15 protein-coding genes and 1 riboswitch are annotated in these 16225 nt (G+C 40.2%); of the genes, 2 read left to right on the top strand and 13 right to left on the bottom strand.

Annotated elements, in window-relative coordinates; translation table 11 throughout:
- Positions 1 to 209: DUF4947 domain-containing protein (locus tag HMPREF2918_RS00060; RefSeq protein WP_141751562.1), on the top strand; the 209-nt coding region annotated here is incomplete at its 5' end.
- Positions 210 to 442: 233 nt separating this feature from the next.
- On the opposite strand, the gene HMPREF2918_RS00065 is transcribed toward HMPREF2918_RS00060, so the two are convergent.
- Entirely contained in the window at positions 443 to 3238 is a 2796-nt protein-coding gene (locus HMPREF2918_RS00065) for a YhgE/Pip domain-containing protein (protein WP_070594262.1), read from the bottom strand.
- 134 nt (positions 3239 to 3372) lie between these two features.
- On the opposite strand from HMPREF2918_RS00065, the gene HMPREF2918_RS00070 reads away from it, so the two are divergent.
- Complete coding sequence (locus HMPREF2918_RS00070) at positions 3373 to 3906, top strand: TetR/AcrR family transcriptional regulator (RefSeq protein WP_003001962.1); 534 nt, start codon at positions 3373 to 3375, stop codon at positions 3904 to 3906.
- Positions 3907 to 4107: 201 nt separating this feature from the next.
- Here HMPREF2918_RS00070 and rpsD read toward each other — a convergent pair whose 3' ends face one another.
- From rpsD to mnmA, 12 genes are all read right to left on the bottom strand, one after another.
- Positions 4108 to 4719: a 30S ribosomal protein S4 gene (gene rpsD / locus HMPREF2918_RS00075; protein ID WP_003002210.1), complete on the bottom strand. Its 612-nt coding sequence runs from the start codon at positions 4717 to 4719 to the stop codon at positions 4108 to 4110.
- Positions 4720 to 4925: 206 nt separating this feature from the next.
- Positions 4926 to 5657, bottom strand: coding sequence for an ABC transporter ATP-binding protein (locus HMPREF2918_RS00080; protein WP_024056481.1), 732 nt, complete (start codon positions 5655 to 5657; stop codon positions 4926 to 4928).
- Positions 5650 to 6645 carry an ABC transporter substrate-binding protein gene (locus tag HMPREF2918_RS00085; RefSeq protein ID WP_049475071.1) on the bottom strand — a complete coding sequence of 332 codons (996 nt, stop codon included), beginning with the start codon at positions 6643 to 6645 and terminating at the stop codon, positions 5650 to 5652. Before HMPREF2918_RS00085 ends, HMPREF2918_RS00080 begins: the two co-directional genes overlap by 8 nt.
- A gap of 57 nt (positions 6646 to 6702) precedes the next feature.
- Complete coding sequence (locus tag HMPREF2918_RS00090; RefSeq protein ID WP_049516089.1) at positions 6703 to 7461, bottom strand: ABC transporter permease; 759 nt, start codon at positions 7459 to 7461, stop codon at positions 6703 to 6705.
- Positions 7462 to 7535: 74 nt separating this feature from the next.
- A riboswitch (TPP riboswitch) is annotated at positions 7536 to 7637 on the bottom strand.
- A gap of 34 nt (positions 7638 to 7671) precedes the next feature.
- A complete protein-coding gene (locus tag HMPREF2918_RS00095; RefSeq protein ID WP_003009183.1) occupies positions 7672 to 7944 on the bottom strand; it encodes a Veg family protein in 273 nt (90 codons plus the stop codon).
- A 1-nt stretch (position 7945) separates the two neighbouring features.
- Positions 7946 to 9304, bottom strand: a complete 1359-nt coding sequence (gene dnaB, locus HMPREF2918_RS00100; protein ID WP_014714093.1) for a replicative DNA helicase — start codon at positions 9302 to 9304, stop codon at positions 7946 to 7948.
- Between the two features lie 25 nt (positions 9305 to 9329).
- Complete coding sequence (gene rplI, locus HMPREF2918_RS00105; RefSeq protein WP_003002156.1) at positions 9330 to 9782, bottom strand: 50S ribosomal protein L9; 453 nt, start codon at positions 9780 to 9782, stop codon at positions 9330 to 9332.
- Positions 9779 to 11758: a DHH family phosphoesterase gene (locus tag HMPREF2918_RS00110; protein ID WP_080982795.1), complete on the bottom strand. Its 1980-nt coding sequence runs from the start codon at positions 11756 to 11758 to the stop codon at positions 9779 to 9781. The genes rplI and HMPREF2918_RS00110 overlap by 4 nt, the downstream gene beginning before the upstream one ends.
- A gap of 196 nt (positions 11759 to 11954) precedes the next feature.
- Complete coding sequence (gene mnmG / locus HMPREF2918_RS00115; RefSeq protein WP_070594264.1) at positions 11955 to 13865, bottom strand: tRNA uridine-5-carboxymethylaminomethyl(34) synthesis enzyme MnmG; 1911 nt, start codon at positions 13863 to 13865, stop codon at positions 11955 to 11957.
- A complete protein-coding gene (locus HMPREF2918_RS00120) occupies positions 13855 to 14286 on the bottom strand; it encodes an NUDIX hydrolase (RefSeq protein ID WP_070594267.1) in 432 nt (143 codons plus the stop codon). The genes mnmG and HMPREF2918_RS00120 overlap by 11 nt, the downstream gene beginning before the upstream one ends.
- An 8-nt stretch (positions 14287 to 14294) precedes the next feature.
- A complete protein-coding gene (locus HMPREF2918_RS00125; protein WP_070594269.1) occupies positions 14295 to 14750 on the bottom strand; it encodes an NUDIX hydrolase in 456 nt (151 codons plus the stop codon).
- A gap of 139 nt (positions 14751 to 14889) precedes the next feature.
- Positions 14890 to 16011 (bottom strand): tRNA 2-thiouridine(34) synthase MnmA, encoded by a 1122-nt coding sequence (gene mnmA, locus HMPREF2918_RS00130; protein WP_070594271.1) that lies wholly within the window; start codon positions 16009 to 16011, stop codon positions 14890 to 14892.
- Positions 16012 to 16225: the final 214 nt, after the last annotated feature.

The following is a 16225-nucleotide window of genomic DNA, read 5'->3' on the forward strand; positions in this document are numbered from 1 at the left end:
TTAATTGTCTAACTTTTTGGGGTCAGTACAAAATCACAGAGGAACAAGCTCATGCCTTTTTGATGGGAGCTGTTGATCTCAAACAAGCTTCTAAATCCGGAGTAGACTATACCATTTACACCTATAAAAACAACACCATTCAACTGGTCTTTGAAAATGACCAACTTCTCTATATTACACCAAATCCTGATGTCGTCTTCTTTAAATAATAAGAGAGTGGGACAGAAATCGGTAATTCGTTAGAATTCGATTTCGTCGTCCCACCTCCGCACAGTTGAGTAGGGCTGTAAAAGCTGATGAAATCAGCGTAGTAGAGCCCACTCAACCACTGCGTCTTGCTCGACAATCCAAAAATAATTGAGAGGCTAGGACTTTTGTCCCAGCCTCTTGTTTCACATGAAACAAAAAACTCCCAACACATTCTGTTGGGAGTTCCTGAAGATTAGTCCTCTTCATATTTTTTTGGATTATAGAACCACATTCCGAGGCCTGCAAAAAGAGCAAGAGTCATCAGAAGGAAGGCCACTTGATTTCCAATTTCTCCTGTCATCGAAATCGTTTGACGAAGACCAGAAACGGTATAGCTCATTGGTAAGAATGGATGAATAGCTTGGAAAAATCCATTTGTCAAAGCAAGAGGATAGGTTCCTGCACTAGAAGCCAATTGCAAGAGCAAGAGGATCAAGGAAAGGAAAGCACCGACTTTACTTTGCCATGTCGTTAAAGCTGTCACGATAGACATGAAAGATACACTACCAATCACACAAAGGAAGAGCGTAGCCATTTCATGATTGGCTGATAAACCAATCAGGTGAACGGCACCATAGACCAAGACTCCTGCAATCACCGCAATCGTTCCGTTGACCTCAAAGCGAGATTTAAACCATGCCCAGCGACTTTCAGGGTGACTGCCGGATGGTAATTTTGCAAAGATCATGTTGGTTGACAAGGCACAAACAAAGAGTGCTACAGAGATCATATAAGGAGCCATTCCGACACCATTCACCGGGACATTGTCACGGTCTGTTTTAGACATAGTGACAGGATTTGCTAAGGTTTTTGCGTTCTCTTTTTCAGTTGAAGCCACATTCAATTGTCCCTTAGCATCGTTTAATCCTTGACTCAAGGTTTGGCTTCCTGTTGCTAATTCACCTAAACCATTTGTCAATGTTTGGCCACCTGCTGCTAATTTGCTGGACCCATCTGAGATTTGATTTGCACCGTCGGCTAGTTTATCAGCACCAGTCACCAATTGACCTGATTTTTCTGTCAACTGATTGACACCAGTGACAAGTTTGTTGACACCACCTGCCAACTCTGGAGTTTTGCTGTTCAATTGTCCTACACCGTCAGCTAATTTTCCAGCACCGGCAACCAATTCACCCGACTTACCTGTTAATTGAGTCGCTCCTGAAGCCAGTTGATTCATGCCTGATGTCAAGGCAGGCATCTTCCCATTTAACTCACCTAGACCAGAAGCTAATTGATTGCTTCCTGCAAGTAATTCTGATGATTTACTATCTAGTTGACCAACACCTGCTGCCAACTGACTAGCCCCATTTGTTAAAGTACTGCTATTGGTCTGAAGTTGGGTTGCTCCATTAGCGATTTTATCAACACCTGCTGTATAAGCGTCGATCCCTTGACTGATGGTTTGACTAGCTGGCAACAATTGTCCACTAACTGCGGATTGGATCTTAGACAAGCCACTTGACAAGTCTGTCAAGGTTGAAGAAGCTGTAGGTAAAACTTGATTGGCTGCTGTTTGCAGTTGTGTCAAGCTATTTCCTGTATTCAAACTACCTTGGATCGTTTGAATCGTAGTCAAGATTCCTTGAGCCGCCGTTTCACTCGAGCTTGGGCTCGATGAGATTGCCGCATTGATTTCCGCTTGTTGGTCAGCTGTCATTGCTTGATAGGCTGCTGTCCCTTGCACACTTGCAAGGGCATTTGCACGATCCGCTTGGGCTGAAGCAAGGATTGATTGAGCTGAATTCGCAATACTCGTCAATCCAGACGAAAGTTGACTGGTATCTACTGAAGCATTTTGAATCGCTGCATTTAATTGGTTTAAACCAGCTGCCAATTGATCAATCTGAGCAGATTGACTTGTAGAAGCTTGTAGCTGGCTTGATAATGTTTGAATACCTGATTCTAATTGTGAAACCCCATTTCGAAGGGTAGCAGATTGACTACTTAATTGACCCGCTCCTTCTGATAAAGTAGCGACTCCATTTGTATAGGTTGCTAAACCATTTGAAAAGTTAGATAGGCCTGAATTCAATTGACGCACGCCATTGGTATAATTCCCAAGACCATCATTGAGGGTCCCCATACCACTGGTTAATTGACCAACTCCTGAAGCCAACTGAGGGGTTTGACTCGCCATTTGATTGAGACCATTTCCTAATCGATCCACTCCGGTAGCGTAAGCCATCAAGCCTGTATTAAAAGTACCAAACCCATTATTTAATTGATTGACGCCAGATACCAAGTTTGGAAGTTGACCAGCCATTTGATTGAGACCATTTCCTAATTGACCAACACCATCTGTATAAGCCACTAGACCTGTACGAAGAGTAGTTGCACCATCTGAAAATGCTAAGCTTGAACGAGCCAATGTATTCAAATTAGTAGATAGTGTTTGACCACCATCTTCCAATTTACTTGCACCATCTGCTAATTTAGCACTTCCATCTGCCGCTGTCCCCATACCAGTTTTAAGCGATCCCATTTTAGAAAATAAAGCTGTTGTATAAGTATTGGTCACTTTTTCAGCCACTGACTGCTTCATTTTTGTCATCGCAGTGTCGCTCATTTTCCCTGCGATAAAACTATGACCACTGGATGTTTGGTAATCAATGGTCATCTGTTCCGGATGATTGGTTAAGATGGAGCTAGCTTTTTTTGAAAGATCCTCAGGCAGGGTTACAATCATATAATAATCGCCATTTTTGAGACCATCTTTCGCAGCTTTCTCATCTACAAAATGAAAATCAAGTGAGTCATTGTCCTTCAAATTGGACACCATGTCTTTTCCGATTTCCATTTTTTGTCCATTATATGTAGCAGATTGATCCTTATTGACAACCGCTACAGGAAGATCCGAAACCTTTCCATATGGATCCCACATGGAAGATAGAAAAATAATATTATAAAGAGCTGGAATCAAAGCAACTCCAATCATGACAATGATAAATGTTGGCTTTTTAAGAATAGCCTTCCATTCTTTCATCATATTTTTTGTCTCCTTTTTATACACATTGTCTAAATTTCTGATATAATAGATTATACAGTTTCTAAAAATTTTCACAAGTAGGAAATCTTTGTTTTTAGACACTGTGTATAATTTTGTGCAAAAAGGATTAACAGATGACTGAGAGCAATAAACGATTAAAAACAAAACGAAATATCGAGGAGGCGATGGTTCGACTACTCGAAAAGGAATCATTCGACCAAATCACAACGGTTGAGTTAGCACAAGAATCCGGTATTAGTCGCTCTAGCTTTTATACCCACTATCGAGACAAGTACGACATGATCGAGCGCTACCAACAAGCACTCTTTCACAAGCTTGAATACATCTTTGATAAACACCAAGACGACAAGCGCCAAGCGATTACAGAGGTGTTCGAATTTCTAACCAAGGAGCCACTCTTTGCGGTTCTTCTGACAGAGAATGGAACCAAGGAAATCCAAACCTTCTTACGACATAAATTACAGATTCTTCTGGTTGATAGTTTGCAAGAGCGATATAGTCATAAATCATTAACAGATATTGAAAGAGTCTACAGTTCTGTCTATCTGACCAATGCCTTCTTCGGAGTCTGTCAAATGTGGGTTTCTCGCGGAAAAAAAGAAAGCCCTCAACAAATGGCTGAATTTTTAATGAAAATGTTACGGTAATAGTGCCTCCTGATCTAGATAGATCAGGAGTTTTTTTATTAGCAGGTTTAGGTTTTAAGAAAACAAAAAACTACCTCATGTAATAAAACAGCTTTAGAAAACTTATAACTGAACAAATAACTGAACAAACCCAGAAATCAACCCTTTAAGACAAAACAAAAAGCCCACTGTAGTAGGCTTTCTGCAAAGTATATCTTAAAATTAAAGCATTTTGTTGTAGAATTCAACGACAAGTGCTTCGTTGATTTCTGGGTTGATTTCATCACGTTCTGGAAGACGTGTCAATGAACCTTCCAATTTGTCAGCATCGAATGATACGAATGCTGGACGTCCAACTGTAGCTTCAACAGCTTCAAGAATAGCTGGAACTTTAGCTGATTTTTCGCGAACTGAGATCACTTGACCTGGAGTTACACGGTATGAAGGGATATCAACGCGTTTTCCGTCAACAAGGATGTGACCGTGGTTAACGAATTGACGAGCTTGACGACGAGTAGTCGCAAGTCCAAGACGGTAAACAACGTTATCCAAACGACGTTCCAAAAGAAGCATGAAGTTGAAACCGACAGTTCCTTCTTTAACTTTAGTAGCTTGTACGAACAAGTTACGGAATTGTTTTTCACCAAGTCCGTAAGAGAAACGAAGTTTTTGTTTTTCAGCTAATTGCAAACCGTATTCTGACAATTTTGAACGGTTGTTTGGTCCGTGTTGACCTGGTACGTAGTTACGACGTGCCAATTCTTTACCTGTACCTGTAAGTGACAAGCCAAGACGGCGAGATTGTTTCCAAGATGGTCCTGTATAACGTGACATTTGAAATGTCCTCCTATAAAAATAATTTTTTGTAGGAAATAACGTTTTAGACAAACCTGATTCGTTCAGAAAGCCTTCGCCCAAACAGCAAAGGTTACTTTTCTAGCTGGCTTCCTGTTGACGAGCTTCATTTTGTCCTGCTGTCATTTCGCACAAATTCTATTCTATCACGGAATAGAAACTTTGTAAAGTCCTTCAAAACAATTTCAATGAAATTCAGACAATAATTCTATGATTCGTTTTTTATATTGCAATTGTTGCCAGTCTCTATCCGTTGCTGGATCCCATTTTAAAGGAAGATCTGCAATAATTTCACCGGGATTATGATTCAAGATATAGATCCGGTCACTCAATGTCAAAGCTTCTTCGATACTATGAGTGATCACTAGAGTGGTGAGACCAAGACGTTCCTTGCTTTCTAGATACCAGTGATAAAGATCCTGCCTTGTCAATTCATCTAAGGCACTAAAAGCTTCATCTAATAGGAAGACAGAATGACCCAATAGATAAGTCCTTAATAGCGCCACCCGTTGCCGCATCCCCCCACTCAGCGCATTAGGATAAAGGTTGGCGATACTTCCCAATTTAAATTCATCTAACAATTTTAGAGCTGTAGATGTTGCCTCTTCCTTAGGAATCTTTTTTAATTGAAGGGGAAGAATAATATTTCCCAATACTGTCTTATGTTCTAACAAAAGATCCTTTTGTAGCATATAGCTGACTTTTCCAAAGGAGATCGGGGCATCATCTACTTCTATAGCGCCCTTTTGTAAGGGAAGGATCCCAGCAATTAAATTAAACAAGGTTGATTTCCCTACCCCACTTGGACCTAGAATAGAGACGATTTCTCCTTTTTGCACTTCTAGTGATACATTGTTTAAAACTGCTTTATCTCCAAAAGAGAAACTTACATCTTTTACGGTTAAAATATCAGTCACCTACCAATTCATTTGTGAAACCTTTGTCTTCTAAGTCATTTGAAACCAATCCTTGCTCTTTTGCCCAAGCATAAAAAGCATTCCAACGTTTGGAGTCAAACTGTCCCCATTTATCCTTGTCTGAAGCATATTGACTGGAAAGATATTTTTGAGAAGCTAGTACAAAATCACGCTGGTTAGCCAAAGCAGGGGCCTGTTTAATCAAGATATCTGCTGCTTCTTCTGGATGCTCTATAGCATATTGGTAGCCTTTTTTCACCGCTTGAATGAATTTTTTTGCTTCCTCTTTATGAGATTTCAAATAGTCATTGTTAGCAATAATAACAGGCGAATAGTAGTCAAATGCAGGAACAAAATCTTTCATATAGAAGAAATTGGTTTTCATTCCCTTTTGCTCAGCCAAAATTCCATCCCAACCGTGATAAATCCAAGCAGCATCAAAGACCTTATTTTCAATCGGAGTAATGGAATTTGAATCACTATTTGGAACCAATTTTACTTGATTAAAATCAGCCCCTTCTTTTTTCATCATCGATTTGATCATTTCCAACTCAATCGGATCATTCCAGGTACCATACTTCTTACCAACCAAATCTTTTGGACTTGTGATCGCTGCATCTTTTCTTGAAATAATCCCTGACGTATTGTGTTCGACAATAGCTGCAATAGCGGTAATACCCGCACCTTTATCCAATTTCTTGGCCATAGAATCTTGGAAATAAATACCAAATGGAGCTTTCCCATTGATAATCAAATCAGAACTACTGTCTTCCGGAGGAAGTTTTATATCTACATCCAGTCCTGCATCTTTAAAGTACCCTTTTTCCTTTGCTACATAGAGACCCGTGTGATTGGTATTCGGGGTCCAATCTAGAATAAAATCAATCTTTTTCAAACCACTTGACGATTGCTTGACAGAATTTTGACAAGCACTCAAGAAAACAAATCCCAATATTATTGAGAAAAATAAACCTATTGACTTTTTCATTAGCTATACCTCTTTTACATTTTTGTCAATTTAATTTTTACACCATTTACAAGTTTGTCAATCCTTTTTCCATTTTAGAATGGTTCGTTCTAATTGGTCAACGAGAAACATACCGAGTAAACTAATAGCAGAAATCAATACAATGATCGCAAACATCGTATCATACTGAAATAACTTCTTCGATTGGATCATATAGACCCCCAATCCATCAAAACCTCCTAACCATTCTGAAACTACCGTACTGATAAAAGCATAGGAAACGCTCACACGTAAACCTGCGAAAAAATAAGGAAGCGCTGCAGGAATTTTATAATGGACTAAAGTCTGAAAGCGATTGGCTTGCATAATCTGAAACAATCTCAGAATATCTTGATCGCAATGCCGAAAACCATCTAACAGACTGACTACGATGGGAAATACAACCGTAATAATGATCAAAACCAGTTTTGGAAGCATACCATAACCAAACCAAAGAACCAGGATAGGGGCCAAGGCAATCGTCGGAATGGTTTGAATAACAACCATAAAAGGATAGACCAGATCATTCACCCATTGAAAACTATCCATGAGAATCGCAAAGCCAGCAGCAAGAAGAACCCCTATAACAAGTCCGATCAAGGCCACTTGAAGGGTAGACAAACTGTGATGAATCAGGAGAGCTCGATCTCGTACAAAGGCATTCCCAATTTCAAGTGGCGTTGGTAATACAAATTTGGGGAGGATATTTAACAATCCTGCTAACTGCCATAAGACAAGAAGGCTGCTAAAACCTGCAAATCCTATCAACTGTTTTGAATATCTTTTTACAAGAGACATCGTAACCTCCTTTCTCACAAATAAAAAACGCCTCCAAAATAGGAGACGGATTGCACAAGGTCACTCATAACGAAAAATACATTTCATTTGTTTCCTACGCTGGCATTACCCAGATCAGGTGCGGTCGAAGCTTACACTTCCTCTCAGACTGTACACAGACTCCCATATGTATTTATTATAATAACTGATTTAGACGATAAAAGCAAGAAATTAATCCAAATAACGAATTAAATTCTTCTCTGTCAAAATATCTGAATAGGTGTAAGACTCCACGTAGGTATTGGCCGGTTCACCTGGTAAGCTATTGTCGTTCGTATACTCGATAATAAATAAAGAAGGATAGACCTCAATCAAGCGTCCAAATTTATTTTTTTGACGTTTCCGTCCATTTTCAAGCGTCATTTCAACCACTTGTCCTTCATGGGCCTTGATTTCTTCTTTAATTTTTTTCATTTTTGCAACATCTGTAAATGCATCACTCATCTTATTGATCCTCTCTCTTTGAAATACTTGAGAATTTATTGTATTCCTTTTGGAATATTAATTCGACTGTCCCACGCGCACCTGAACGGTTTTTCTCAATAATCACTTCAACCGTATTATTGGGCATTCCATCTTCTTCCTCTTCACCAGCTCGATCATAATAATCATCACGGTACAAGAAAGCAACAATATCCGCATCCTGCTCAATCGATCCAGATTCACGAATATCAGAAAGAACAGGACGTTTGTCTTGGCGCTGTTCCACACCACGTGATAGCTGACTCAAAGCAATAACGGGAACTTTTAGTTCCTTTGCCAAAATCTTTAACTGACGAGAAATTTCTGAAACTTCCTGTTGACGGTTTTCTCTTCCAGTCCCTGTAATCAGCTGCAGGTAGTCAATCAGAATAAGACCGAGATTGCCTGTTTCCTGCGCTAATTTTCTTGCTCTCGAACGAATCTCAGTGATCCGAATTCCTGGGGTATCATCGATGTAAATACTCGCATTGGCCAAATTTCCTTGAGCAATGGCATATTTCCGCCACTCTTCATCCGTCAATTGACCTGTACGAATCGAATGGGATTCAATCAAGCCTTCAGCTGCTAACATCCGGTCAACCAAACTTTCAGCACCCATTTCTAATGAGAAAATAGCCACTGTCTTATCCAACTTTGTCCCGATATTTTGAGCAATATTTAGAGCAAAGGCTGTTTTCCCTACTGCAGGACGAGCCGCTAAAATAATCAACTCTTCCTCATGTAGCCCTGTCGTCATATGGTCCAAATCGCGATAGCCTGTCGCAATACCCGTAATATCAGAGGTTTGAAGCGAGCGGGCTTCCAAGCTACCAAAATTTATATTCAAGATGTCTCGAATATTTTTAAATCCACTACGATTTGCGTTTTCACTAACATCAATCAGAGCTTTTTCAGCACCCGCAATGATTTCATCTGAAGGACTTGCACCATCATAAGCTTGATTAATACTTTCCGTTAATCGAGAGATCAATCGACGTAAGACAGCTTTTTCGGCAACAATTTTCGCGTAATACTCCGCGTTAGCTGAAGTTGGTACCGAATTAATGACTTCTACCAAATAGGAGAGACCACCAATATTTTGGAGATCCCCCTGACTATCTAAAATATTTCGAACAGTCGTCGCATCAATCGCATCCCCGCGGTCAGCTAGATCGATCATGGCTTTAAAAATCAAACGGTGCGAGTACTTAAAGAAATCGCCAGGCTCGATATATTCACGAACAAAGACCAATTTCCCCTCATCAATAAAGATGGCTCCCAACACTGATTGCTCCGCTTGGATATCCTGAGGTTGTGTTCGTAATTCCTCTATCTCAGCCATAAAAAAACCTTTCTATCGATCGTGTTTACCCTTCGTTTACACGAATATTAATCACACCTGTAACATCTTGATAAATTTTTACAGGGACGTCAATCAAACCTGTTGAACGAATTGGAGAGGAAACTTGGATATGACGTTTATCAATTTTAATGCCAAATTGTTTCTCAAGCTCTTCTGCAATCTTTTTATTGGTAATAGAGCCGAAAGTACGGCCATCTGGCCCAATTTTTTCCGTGAATTGAACAACAGTTGCTTCTTCTTCTAATTTTGCTTTAATCTTTTGCGCTTCTGCTAACAATTCAGCATGCGCTTTTTCTTCTGACTTTTGCTTTCCACGAAGTTCACCGATTGCTTGGGCATTGGCTTCTTTCGCAAGATTTTTCTTGATCAAAAAGTTTTGTGCATAACCAGTAGGCACTTCTTTAATTTCGCCTTTCTTACCTTTACCTTTTACATCCGCTAAGAAAATAACTTTCATTCTACATTCTCCTTTTCAATAGTTACTTCGTTTTCAATAGTCTCAATCAATTGTTGACGAATACTCATCAAATCTTGACCCTCAATTTGAGAAGCCGCCGAATTGAAATGACCTCCTCCGCCAAGCTGTTCCATGATACGCTGTACATTGACTTTGCTTCGACTACGTGCAGAAATCGAGACAGTTCCACTTTGATTACAAGCAATGACAAAGGTTGCTTCCACCTCAGACATGGCCAGCATACTATCAGCAGCCTTACTAATGGTTACTGAATCATAGGCTTTAGTCGTATTGGCACAAGCTACGATGATATGCGGCAAAATCTTTTCACCAGTCAAGATCAGTTCGTTCACTTCGCGGTACTCGTCAAACTGAATCGCAGAGATCTCCTGGATGGCTACACTATCACTACCTCTTGAACGAAGGTAACTCGCCACATCAAAGGTCCGACTTGTAACACGTGTGGAGAAGTTCTTAGTATCCAGCATGATCCCAGCCATCAAGACACTAGCTTGAATCTTCGTTAACCGATTTTTCTTCGACTTCTGGAACTGAATCAGTTCACTAACCAATTCGCTCGCACTACTTGCTCCACTTTCAATATAGGTGATCAGAACATTTTCAGGGAAATCATCGTCCCGACGGTGATGGTCAATGACAATAATCTGTTGAAATTCCTGATAAAATTCTTTAGAAAGGGTCAAAGCTGTCTTAGAATGGTCAACCATAATTAACAAAGAGCGATCCGTCACCATTTGCATGGCTTCCTCTAGGGAAAGGATTTTCGTTACCTGCTCTTCTTCTAGTTTCGCAATCGCTCTTGAAATATCACTTGCCATTGCATGCGGGTCATAGACCACATAAGAGGAGGCCAAAATATTGCTAGAGAAAAACTGCATTCCCACAGACGCTCCTAGAGCGTCCATATCCAAGTTTCTATGCCCAACAATGAAGACTTGATCAACGGATTTGATCTTATCCGAAATAGCTGTCATCATAGCGCGTGTGCGAGTCCGAGTCCGCTTCACAGCCGAAGCTGTTCCCCCACCAAAGAAAATAGGGTTTTTCTGTTCATCATTTTCCTTGACAACCGCTTGATCCCCACCACGAACTTCTGCAAGGTTTAGGTTCAAGAGAGCCCCTTTACCAATCTCATCATGCTTCCCGTCACCGTACGAGAATCCCATACTTAAGGTAATAGGTAGCTCACGATTTTTAGCTTCTTCACGGAATTGATCGATGACTGAAAATTTTGATTCCATCAACTGTTCTAAGACCGTGTAGTCTGTAAACAAATAGAAACGATCCATCCCCACACGTCTGTAAAACATATGGTAATGAGCTGTAAACTCTTCTACAAAGTTGGCAATAAAACTATTGATATTGCTAATATCAGAGTCTGAAATGACATCTTCTAGATCATCATAGTTATCAACAGAAATAATACCGATAACGGGACGAGTTGTCACCAACCCCACAGTTGCTTCATACTCACTTGAAACATCAAAAAAGTAAACAACACTAGACGTCTGATCAAAGTAAACGGAATATTTCTTATCGGCTACAGTGACATAGTGTCCTTTATCCTCAAACAGAGTATTGAGCAACTTTTTCAAGGATTCAACATCAAAGTCCCCATCATCTGTTGAAAAAATCAATTCAGCATAAGGGTTGAACCACTCTACTTCATTTGACTCTTCATTAATTTTGATAACTCCAACAGGCATTTTATCAAGGAGGGATGCTAATCCGCTTTCTGCCTGATGGTTCACATATTGTATTTGTTCTAATTCATCTAACTCTGAAATTTGTAACTGGTATTCAAATAAAGCAATCAATCCAGCTAAGACTAAAAAAATTGCAATGAGAGTTACATAGCCTTTGCCAAAGATTCTTAAAAAAATTGCTAAAATTGCAAATGAAATAAAACCAATTAACACATAATGGATGAACGATAAACGAAATTTTTTCATCATAAACCTCTTCTCGGAATTATACCATAATTAGAGGTAAAAAGCGAGGTTTCTCTCTATATTACAGAGAAGATTGACCAGTCAAAAACTCTTTCTCCACTTCACTACCTTGTAAACAAAAGTTTACAATCGTGTAAACAACAGCAACAAATTTCAATCTATAAAATTGAGGCTGAAACATCATCTCAGCCTCATTTGATTAGTGGTTTGCTTTGTTTTTGGAGATACTCCGAGATTTACCTTCCAAGTAAACCATTAAAATAGAGATATCTGCTGGATTGACACCTGAGATACGACTTGCTTGACCAATCGTTTCTGGATTAATTAATTTAAATTTTTGACGAGCTTCGGTTGCGATGGAGTCAATATCATCCCAGTCAATATTCGCAGGAATTCGTTTTTCTTCCATACGCTTCATTTTTTCGACTTGGTCCATTGCTTTTGAAATATAGCCTTCGTATTTAATTTCAGTTTCAATCAATTCAATGATTTTATCATCCAGTTCTTCAGCTGCAGGACCGATAAATTCTACCACATCTTGGTAAGAGACTTCTGGTCGTCTCAAGAATTCTTTAGCAGTGACAGCATCTGTCAATGGTTTAAAGCCCATTGCAGCGACCTTCTCATTGGTTTCCTTTACAGGCTTTAACTTAATGCTATCCAAACGCTTCATCTCGTTTTCAAACTGATACTTCTTGGTTTCGAAACGTTGCCAACGTTCATCATCTACCAATCCAATTGCTCGTCCCATTTCTGTCAAGCGCATATCTGCATTATCATGACGCAAAATCAAACGGTATTCTGCACGACTTGTTAACAAACGATACGGTTCGATCGTTCCCTTTGTTACCAAGTCATCGATCATAACCCCAATATAGCCATCACTACGTTTCAAAATGAGTTCTGGTTTTCCTTGGATTTTTAGAGCCGCATTAATCCCTGCAATAATCCCTTGACCAGCGGCCTCCTCATAGCCAGACGTTCCATTGGTTTGGCCAGCTGTAAAGAGACCTGAAATTTTCTTGGTTTCCAAAGTTGCGCGCAATTGATGAGGCAAAACCATATCATACTCAATCGCATAACCCGTTCGCATCATTTCTGCCTTCTCAAGTCCCTTAATAGAATGGACGAGATCCCGCTGAACATCCTCTGGTAAACTCGTTGACAGCCCTTGAACATAGACTTCTTCTGTATTTCGTCCCTCAGGTTCTAAAAATAGTTGATGACGCTCTTTGTCAGCAAAACGGACAATTTTATCCTCAATGGACGGACAATAGCGAGGACCTACTCCCTTTACAATCCCTGTAAACATAGGTGCCCGGTGTAAATTATTCTGGATAATTTCATGGCTATGCCCATTCGTGTAAGTCAACCAACAAGGAACTTGATCCTTAACATAATCTTCATCACGCGATGTATAAGAAAAATGATTTGGAGCTTCATCTCCAGGTTGAATTTCCGTTTCGTCATAATTAATTGACGATGCCTTTACACGAGGTGGTGTCCCTGTTTTGAAACGTCCAATTTCTAATCCTAGCTGTTTGAGATTGTCGGCCAAATTGATAGAAGCTAGACTATGATTAGGTCCTGACGAATATTTGAGATCTCCAATGATAATTTCTCCGCGTAAAGCTGTCCCAGTAGTGACAATAACAGCCTTTGCCCCATACTCTTGGTGAGTCGCAGTTCTTACACCAACAACCTTACCATTCTCCACCAAAATCTCATCAATCATAGTTTGGCGAAGAGTTAAATTTTCTTGGTTTTCAACCGTTTTCCGCATTTCTTTTGAGTAAAGTTCTTTATCTGCTTGAGCCCGAAGTGCACGAACCGCAGGACCTTTACCAGTATTGAGCATTTTCATTTGGATGTAGGTCTTGTCGATATTTTTCGCCATTTCTCCACCGAGGGCATCGACTTCACGCACGACAATCCCCTTAGCAGAACCACCAATAGAGGGATTACAAGGCATAAAAGCCAGCATTTCAATGTTAATAGTCGCAAGTAAGACCTTACAACCCATACGGCTAGCAGCTAGAGAGGCTTCTACTCCCGCATGCCCCGCACCGATTACAATGATATCGTATTCTTCTATAAAGTTATAAGTCATTTCTTAACCTTTCAAAAATTTCTCGCAAATAAGGAACTAGCTTCTCCTCCTCTAGAGCTTGATCCATGGTAACCCATTTAAAATGTGTATGCTCTTCAGGATCTAATCTGATAATTGGCTTCTCCCCAACCCACTCTGCTTTATAAACTAAGCGAGTAAAGACAGTATCCTTAGAGGTATCCAGTTGACTATCTTCGTGAAGAAGTTTGAGCGAACTGCTATCTAGCCTAACTCCCGCTTCTTCAACACATTCTCTAAGAGCCCCATTTCGCGGAAGCTCACCCTTTTCAACCCCACCACCAGGAATATCCCAGTAAGTTGGATAAACGTTGGGTTGTCCTCTTTTAATTTCCGAACGCTGAATGAGCAAATAATCATCACCACTATGAACAAGTACATGGGCAATAAGCTTAACCATTATTTTCTCTCCTATTTCTCAAAATGGATGTGTCTTAGTTGCCCGTCCCATTCTGGTAAGACTATTTTTAAAAAGCCTGGTTTCAGAGGAACTGTATGCAATTGATTCAGAGCTATCCACCGACAAGGTAATTGCCTTGCATCTTCCTGCATAGTCAATGGAGCATCCTCAAGCAAGTCCACCAAATAATGAAACTCGATATTATGGAAGTGGACACCAGCTTGTTCAAAACGATTTTCAACCACAAAAGCTAGTTGCCCAGCTTGAGCTTTGACACCCAGCTCTTCTTTCACTTCACGAATTACAGCCTCTTCCGTTCTTTCGCCGACTTGGATCGCACCACCAATCGTGTAAAAACCATCCTCATCTTCTACCACTAACAACTTGCCCTCTTCTACAATCAAGGCTGTCGCCCGAACACCAAAAACCGTATTCCCCACTTTTGTCCGAAAGTCTTGCTGACTCATTTTTATCCTTTCCCTTAAAAGACACAAAAACAGTCAAAACTCTGAGAAGTGCAGGACAAAAAAGCCTGCAACATCCATGAGCTTTGACCATCATTTCTATTGCTTTTCTTATTGTAGCAAATTGCGAAAATTTGTCAATTTAAATATACTGACAAACTTCTCCATCCCGGTAGGCATTATCAATCAAACCACCTCCGAGACACTCTTCACCATCGTAAAAGACAACAGCCTGCCCAGGCGTAATGGCCCGTTGAGGTTCTGCGAAAATCACTTCTGCCTTGTCACCTTTAACGTGTACAGTCACCTTGGAGTCAGGTTGACGATAGCGGAACTTAGCTGTACACTCTAATGTAAACTCTTCTGGCATATCTCGTGTAAAGTGAACTTGACTAGCCTGTAAACTTGTTGACATCAATGCTTCATGGTAGAAGCCTTGACCGACATAAAGAATATTTTGACTGAGGTCTTTACCAACTACAAACCATGGAGCATTGTCTCCACCTTGTTGGCCACCAATTCCAAGCCCACCCCGTTGACCGATTGTGTAATACATCAAACCAGCATGTTCGCCCATATCTCGTCCATCGATGGTCATCATTCGACCTGGTTGGGCAGGAAGGTAGTTCCCTAGAAACTCTTTGAAATTCTTTTCTCCGATAAAGCAAATTCCAGTTGAGTCTTTCTTTTTAGCTGTTGCCAATCCAGCTTCTTCAGCTAGACGGCGAACCTCAGGCTTTTCCAAATGTCCCAATGGGAACATGGTTTTTTGAAGTTGTTCTTGTGACAGTTGGCTTAAGAAATAAGTTTGGTCCTTCCCGTTGTCAACGCCACGTAACATATGAACAATGCCATCCTCATCACGCGCCACACGCGCATAGTGCCCTGTCGCTACATAATCTGCACCGAGTGTCATAGCATAATCTAAAAAGGCCTTAAATTTGATTTCCTTATTACACATGACATCCGGATTTGGTGTTCGACCAGCTCGGTATTCGGCAAGGAAATATTCAAAGACACGATCCCAGTATTCTTTCTCAAAGTTGACAGAATAGTAAGGAATGCCAATTTGGTCTGCAACCGCTGCTACATCTTTGTAATCTTCTGTAGCTGTACATACGCCATTTTCGTCTGTGTCGTCCCAGTTTTTCATGAAGATGCCGATGACATCGTAACCCTGTTGCTTTAATAATAAAGCTGTTACAGATGAATCCACACCACCACTCATACCAACAACAACACGTGTTTTCGAGTTATCACTCATAGATTTCTCCCATCTTTTCGTTTCTCACGATTGAAGGTCGTGGTTTGCTTCAACGATTGAAGGTCGTTTTGAGCAGTTACCATTTTAACACGCTTTATATTAGAAAACAAGCATCTTACTATTCTTTTTGTTGATCAGGATCGATGGGTTTACAAGTCTGTAAATTTAAAAAGAGTCCTATTCTGTACTGACCCCAAAAAGTTAGACAATTAAT

It is taken from the genome of Streptococcus sp. HMSC065C01, assembly GCF_001813525.1.
Lineage (GTDB): Bacteria > Bacillota > Bacilli > Lactobacillales > Streptococcaceae > Streptococcus > Streptococcus parasanguinis_V.

Excerpts from the sequence above, each read along its gene's own strand:
- HMPREF2918_RS00065 (WP_070594262.1), bottom strand. The coding sequence starts at position 3,238 with ATGATGAAAGAATGGAAGGCTATTCTTAAAAAGCCAACATTTATCATT.
- HMPREF2918_RS00070 (WP_003001962.1), top strand. The coding sequence starts at position 3,373 with ATGACTGAGAGCAATAAACGATTAAAAACAAAACGAAATATCGAGGAG.
- rpsD (WP_003002210.1), bottom strand. The coding sequence starts at position 4,719 with ATGTCACGTTATACAGGACCATCTTGGAAACAATCTCGCCGTCTTGGC.
- HMPREF2918_RS00085 (WP_049475071.1), bottom strand. The coding sequence starts at position 6,645 with ATGAAAAAGTCAATAGGTTTATTTTTCTCAATAATATTGGGATTTGTT.
- HMPREF2918_RS00090 (WP_049516089.1), bottom strand. The coding sequence starts at position 7,461 with ATGTCTCTTGTAAAAAGATATTCAAAACAGTTGATAGGATTTGCAGGT.
- HMPREF2918_RS00095 (WP_003009183.1), bottom strand. The coding sequence starts at position 7,944 with ATGAGTGATGCATTTACAGATGTTGCAAAAATGAAAAAAATTAAAGAA.
- dnaB (WP_014714093.1), bottom strand. The coding sequence starts at position 9,304 with ATGGCTGAGATAGAGGAATTACGAACACAACCTCAGGATATCCAAGCG.
- rplI (WP_003002156.1), bottom strand. The coding sequence starts at position 9,782 with ATGAAAGTTATTTTCTTAGCGGATGTAAAAGGTAAAGGTAAGAAAGGC.
- HMPREF2918_RS00110 (WP_080982795.1), bottom strand. The coding sequence starts at position 11,758 with ATGATGAAAAAATTTCGTTTATCGTTCATCCATTATGTGTTAATTGGT.
- mnmG (WP_070594264.1), bottom strand. The coding sequence starts at position 13,865 with ATGACTTATAACTTTATAGAAGAATACGATATCATTGTAATCGGTGCG.
- HMPREF2918_RS00125 (WP_070594269.1), bottom strand. The coding sequence starts at position 14,750 with ATGAGTCAGCAAGACTTTCGGACAAAAGTGGGGAATACGGTTTTTGGT.
- mnmA (WP_070594271.1), bottom strand. The coding sequence starts at position 16,011 with ATGAGTGATAACTCGAAAACACGTGTTGTTGTTGGTATGAGTGGTGGT.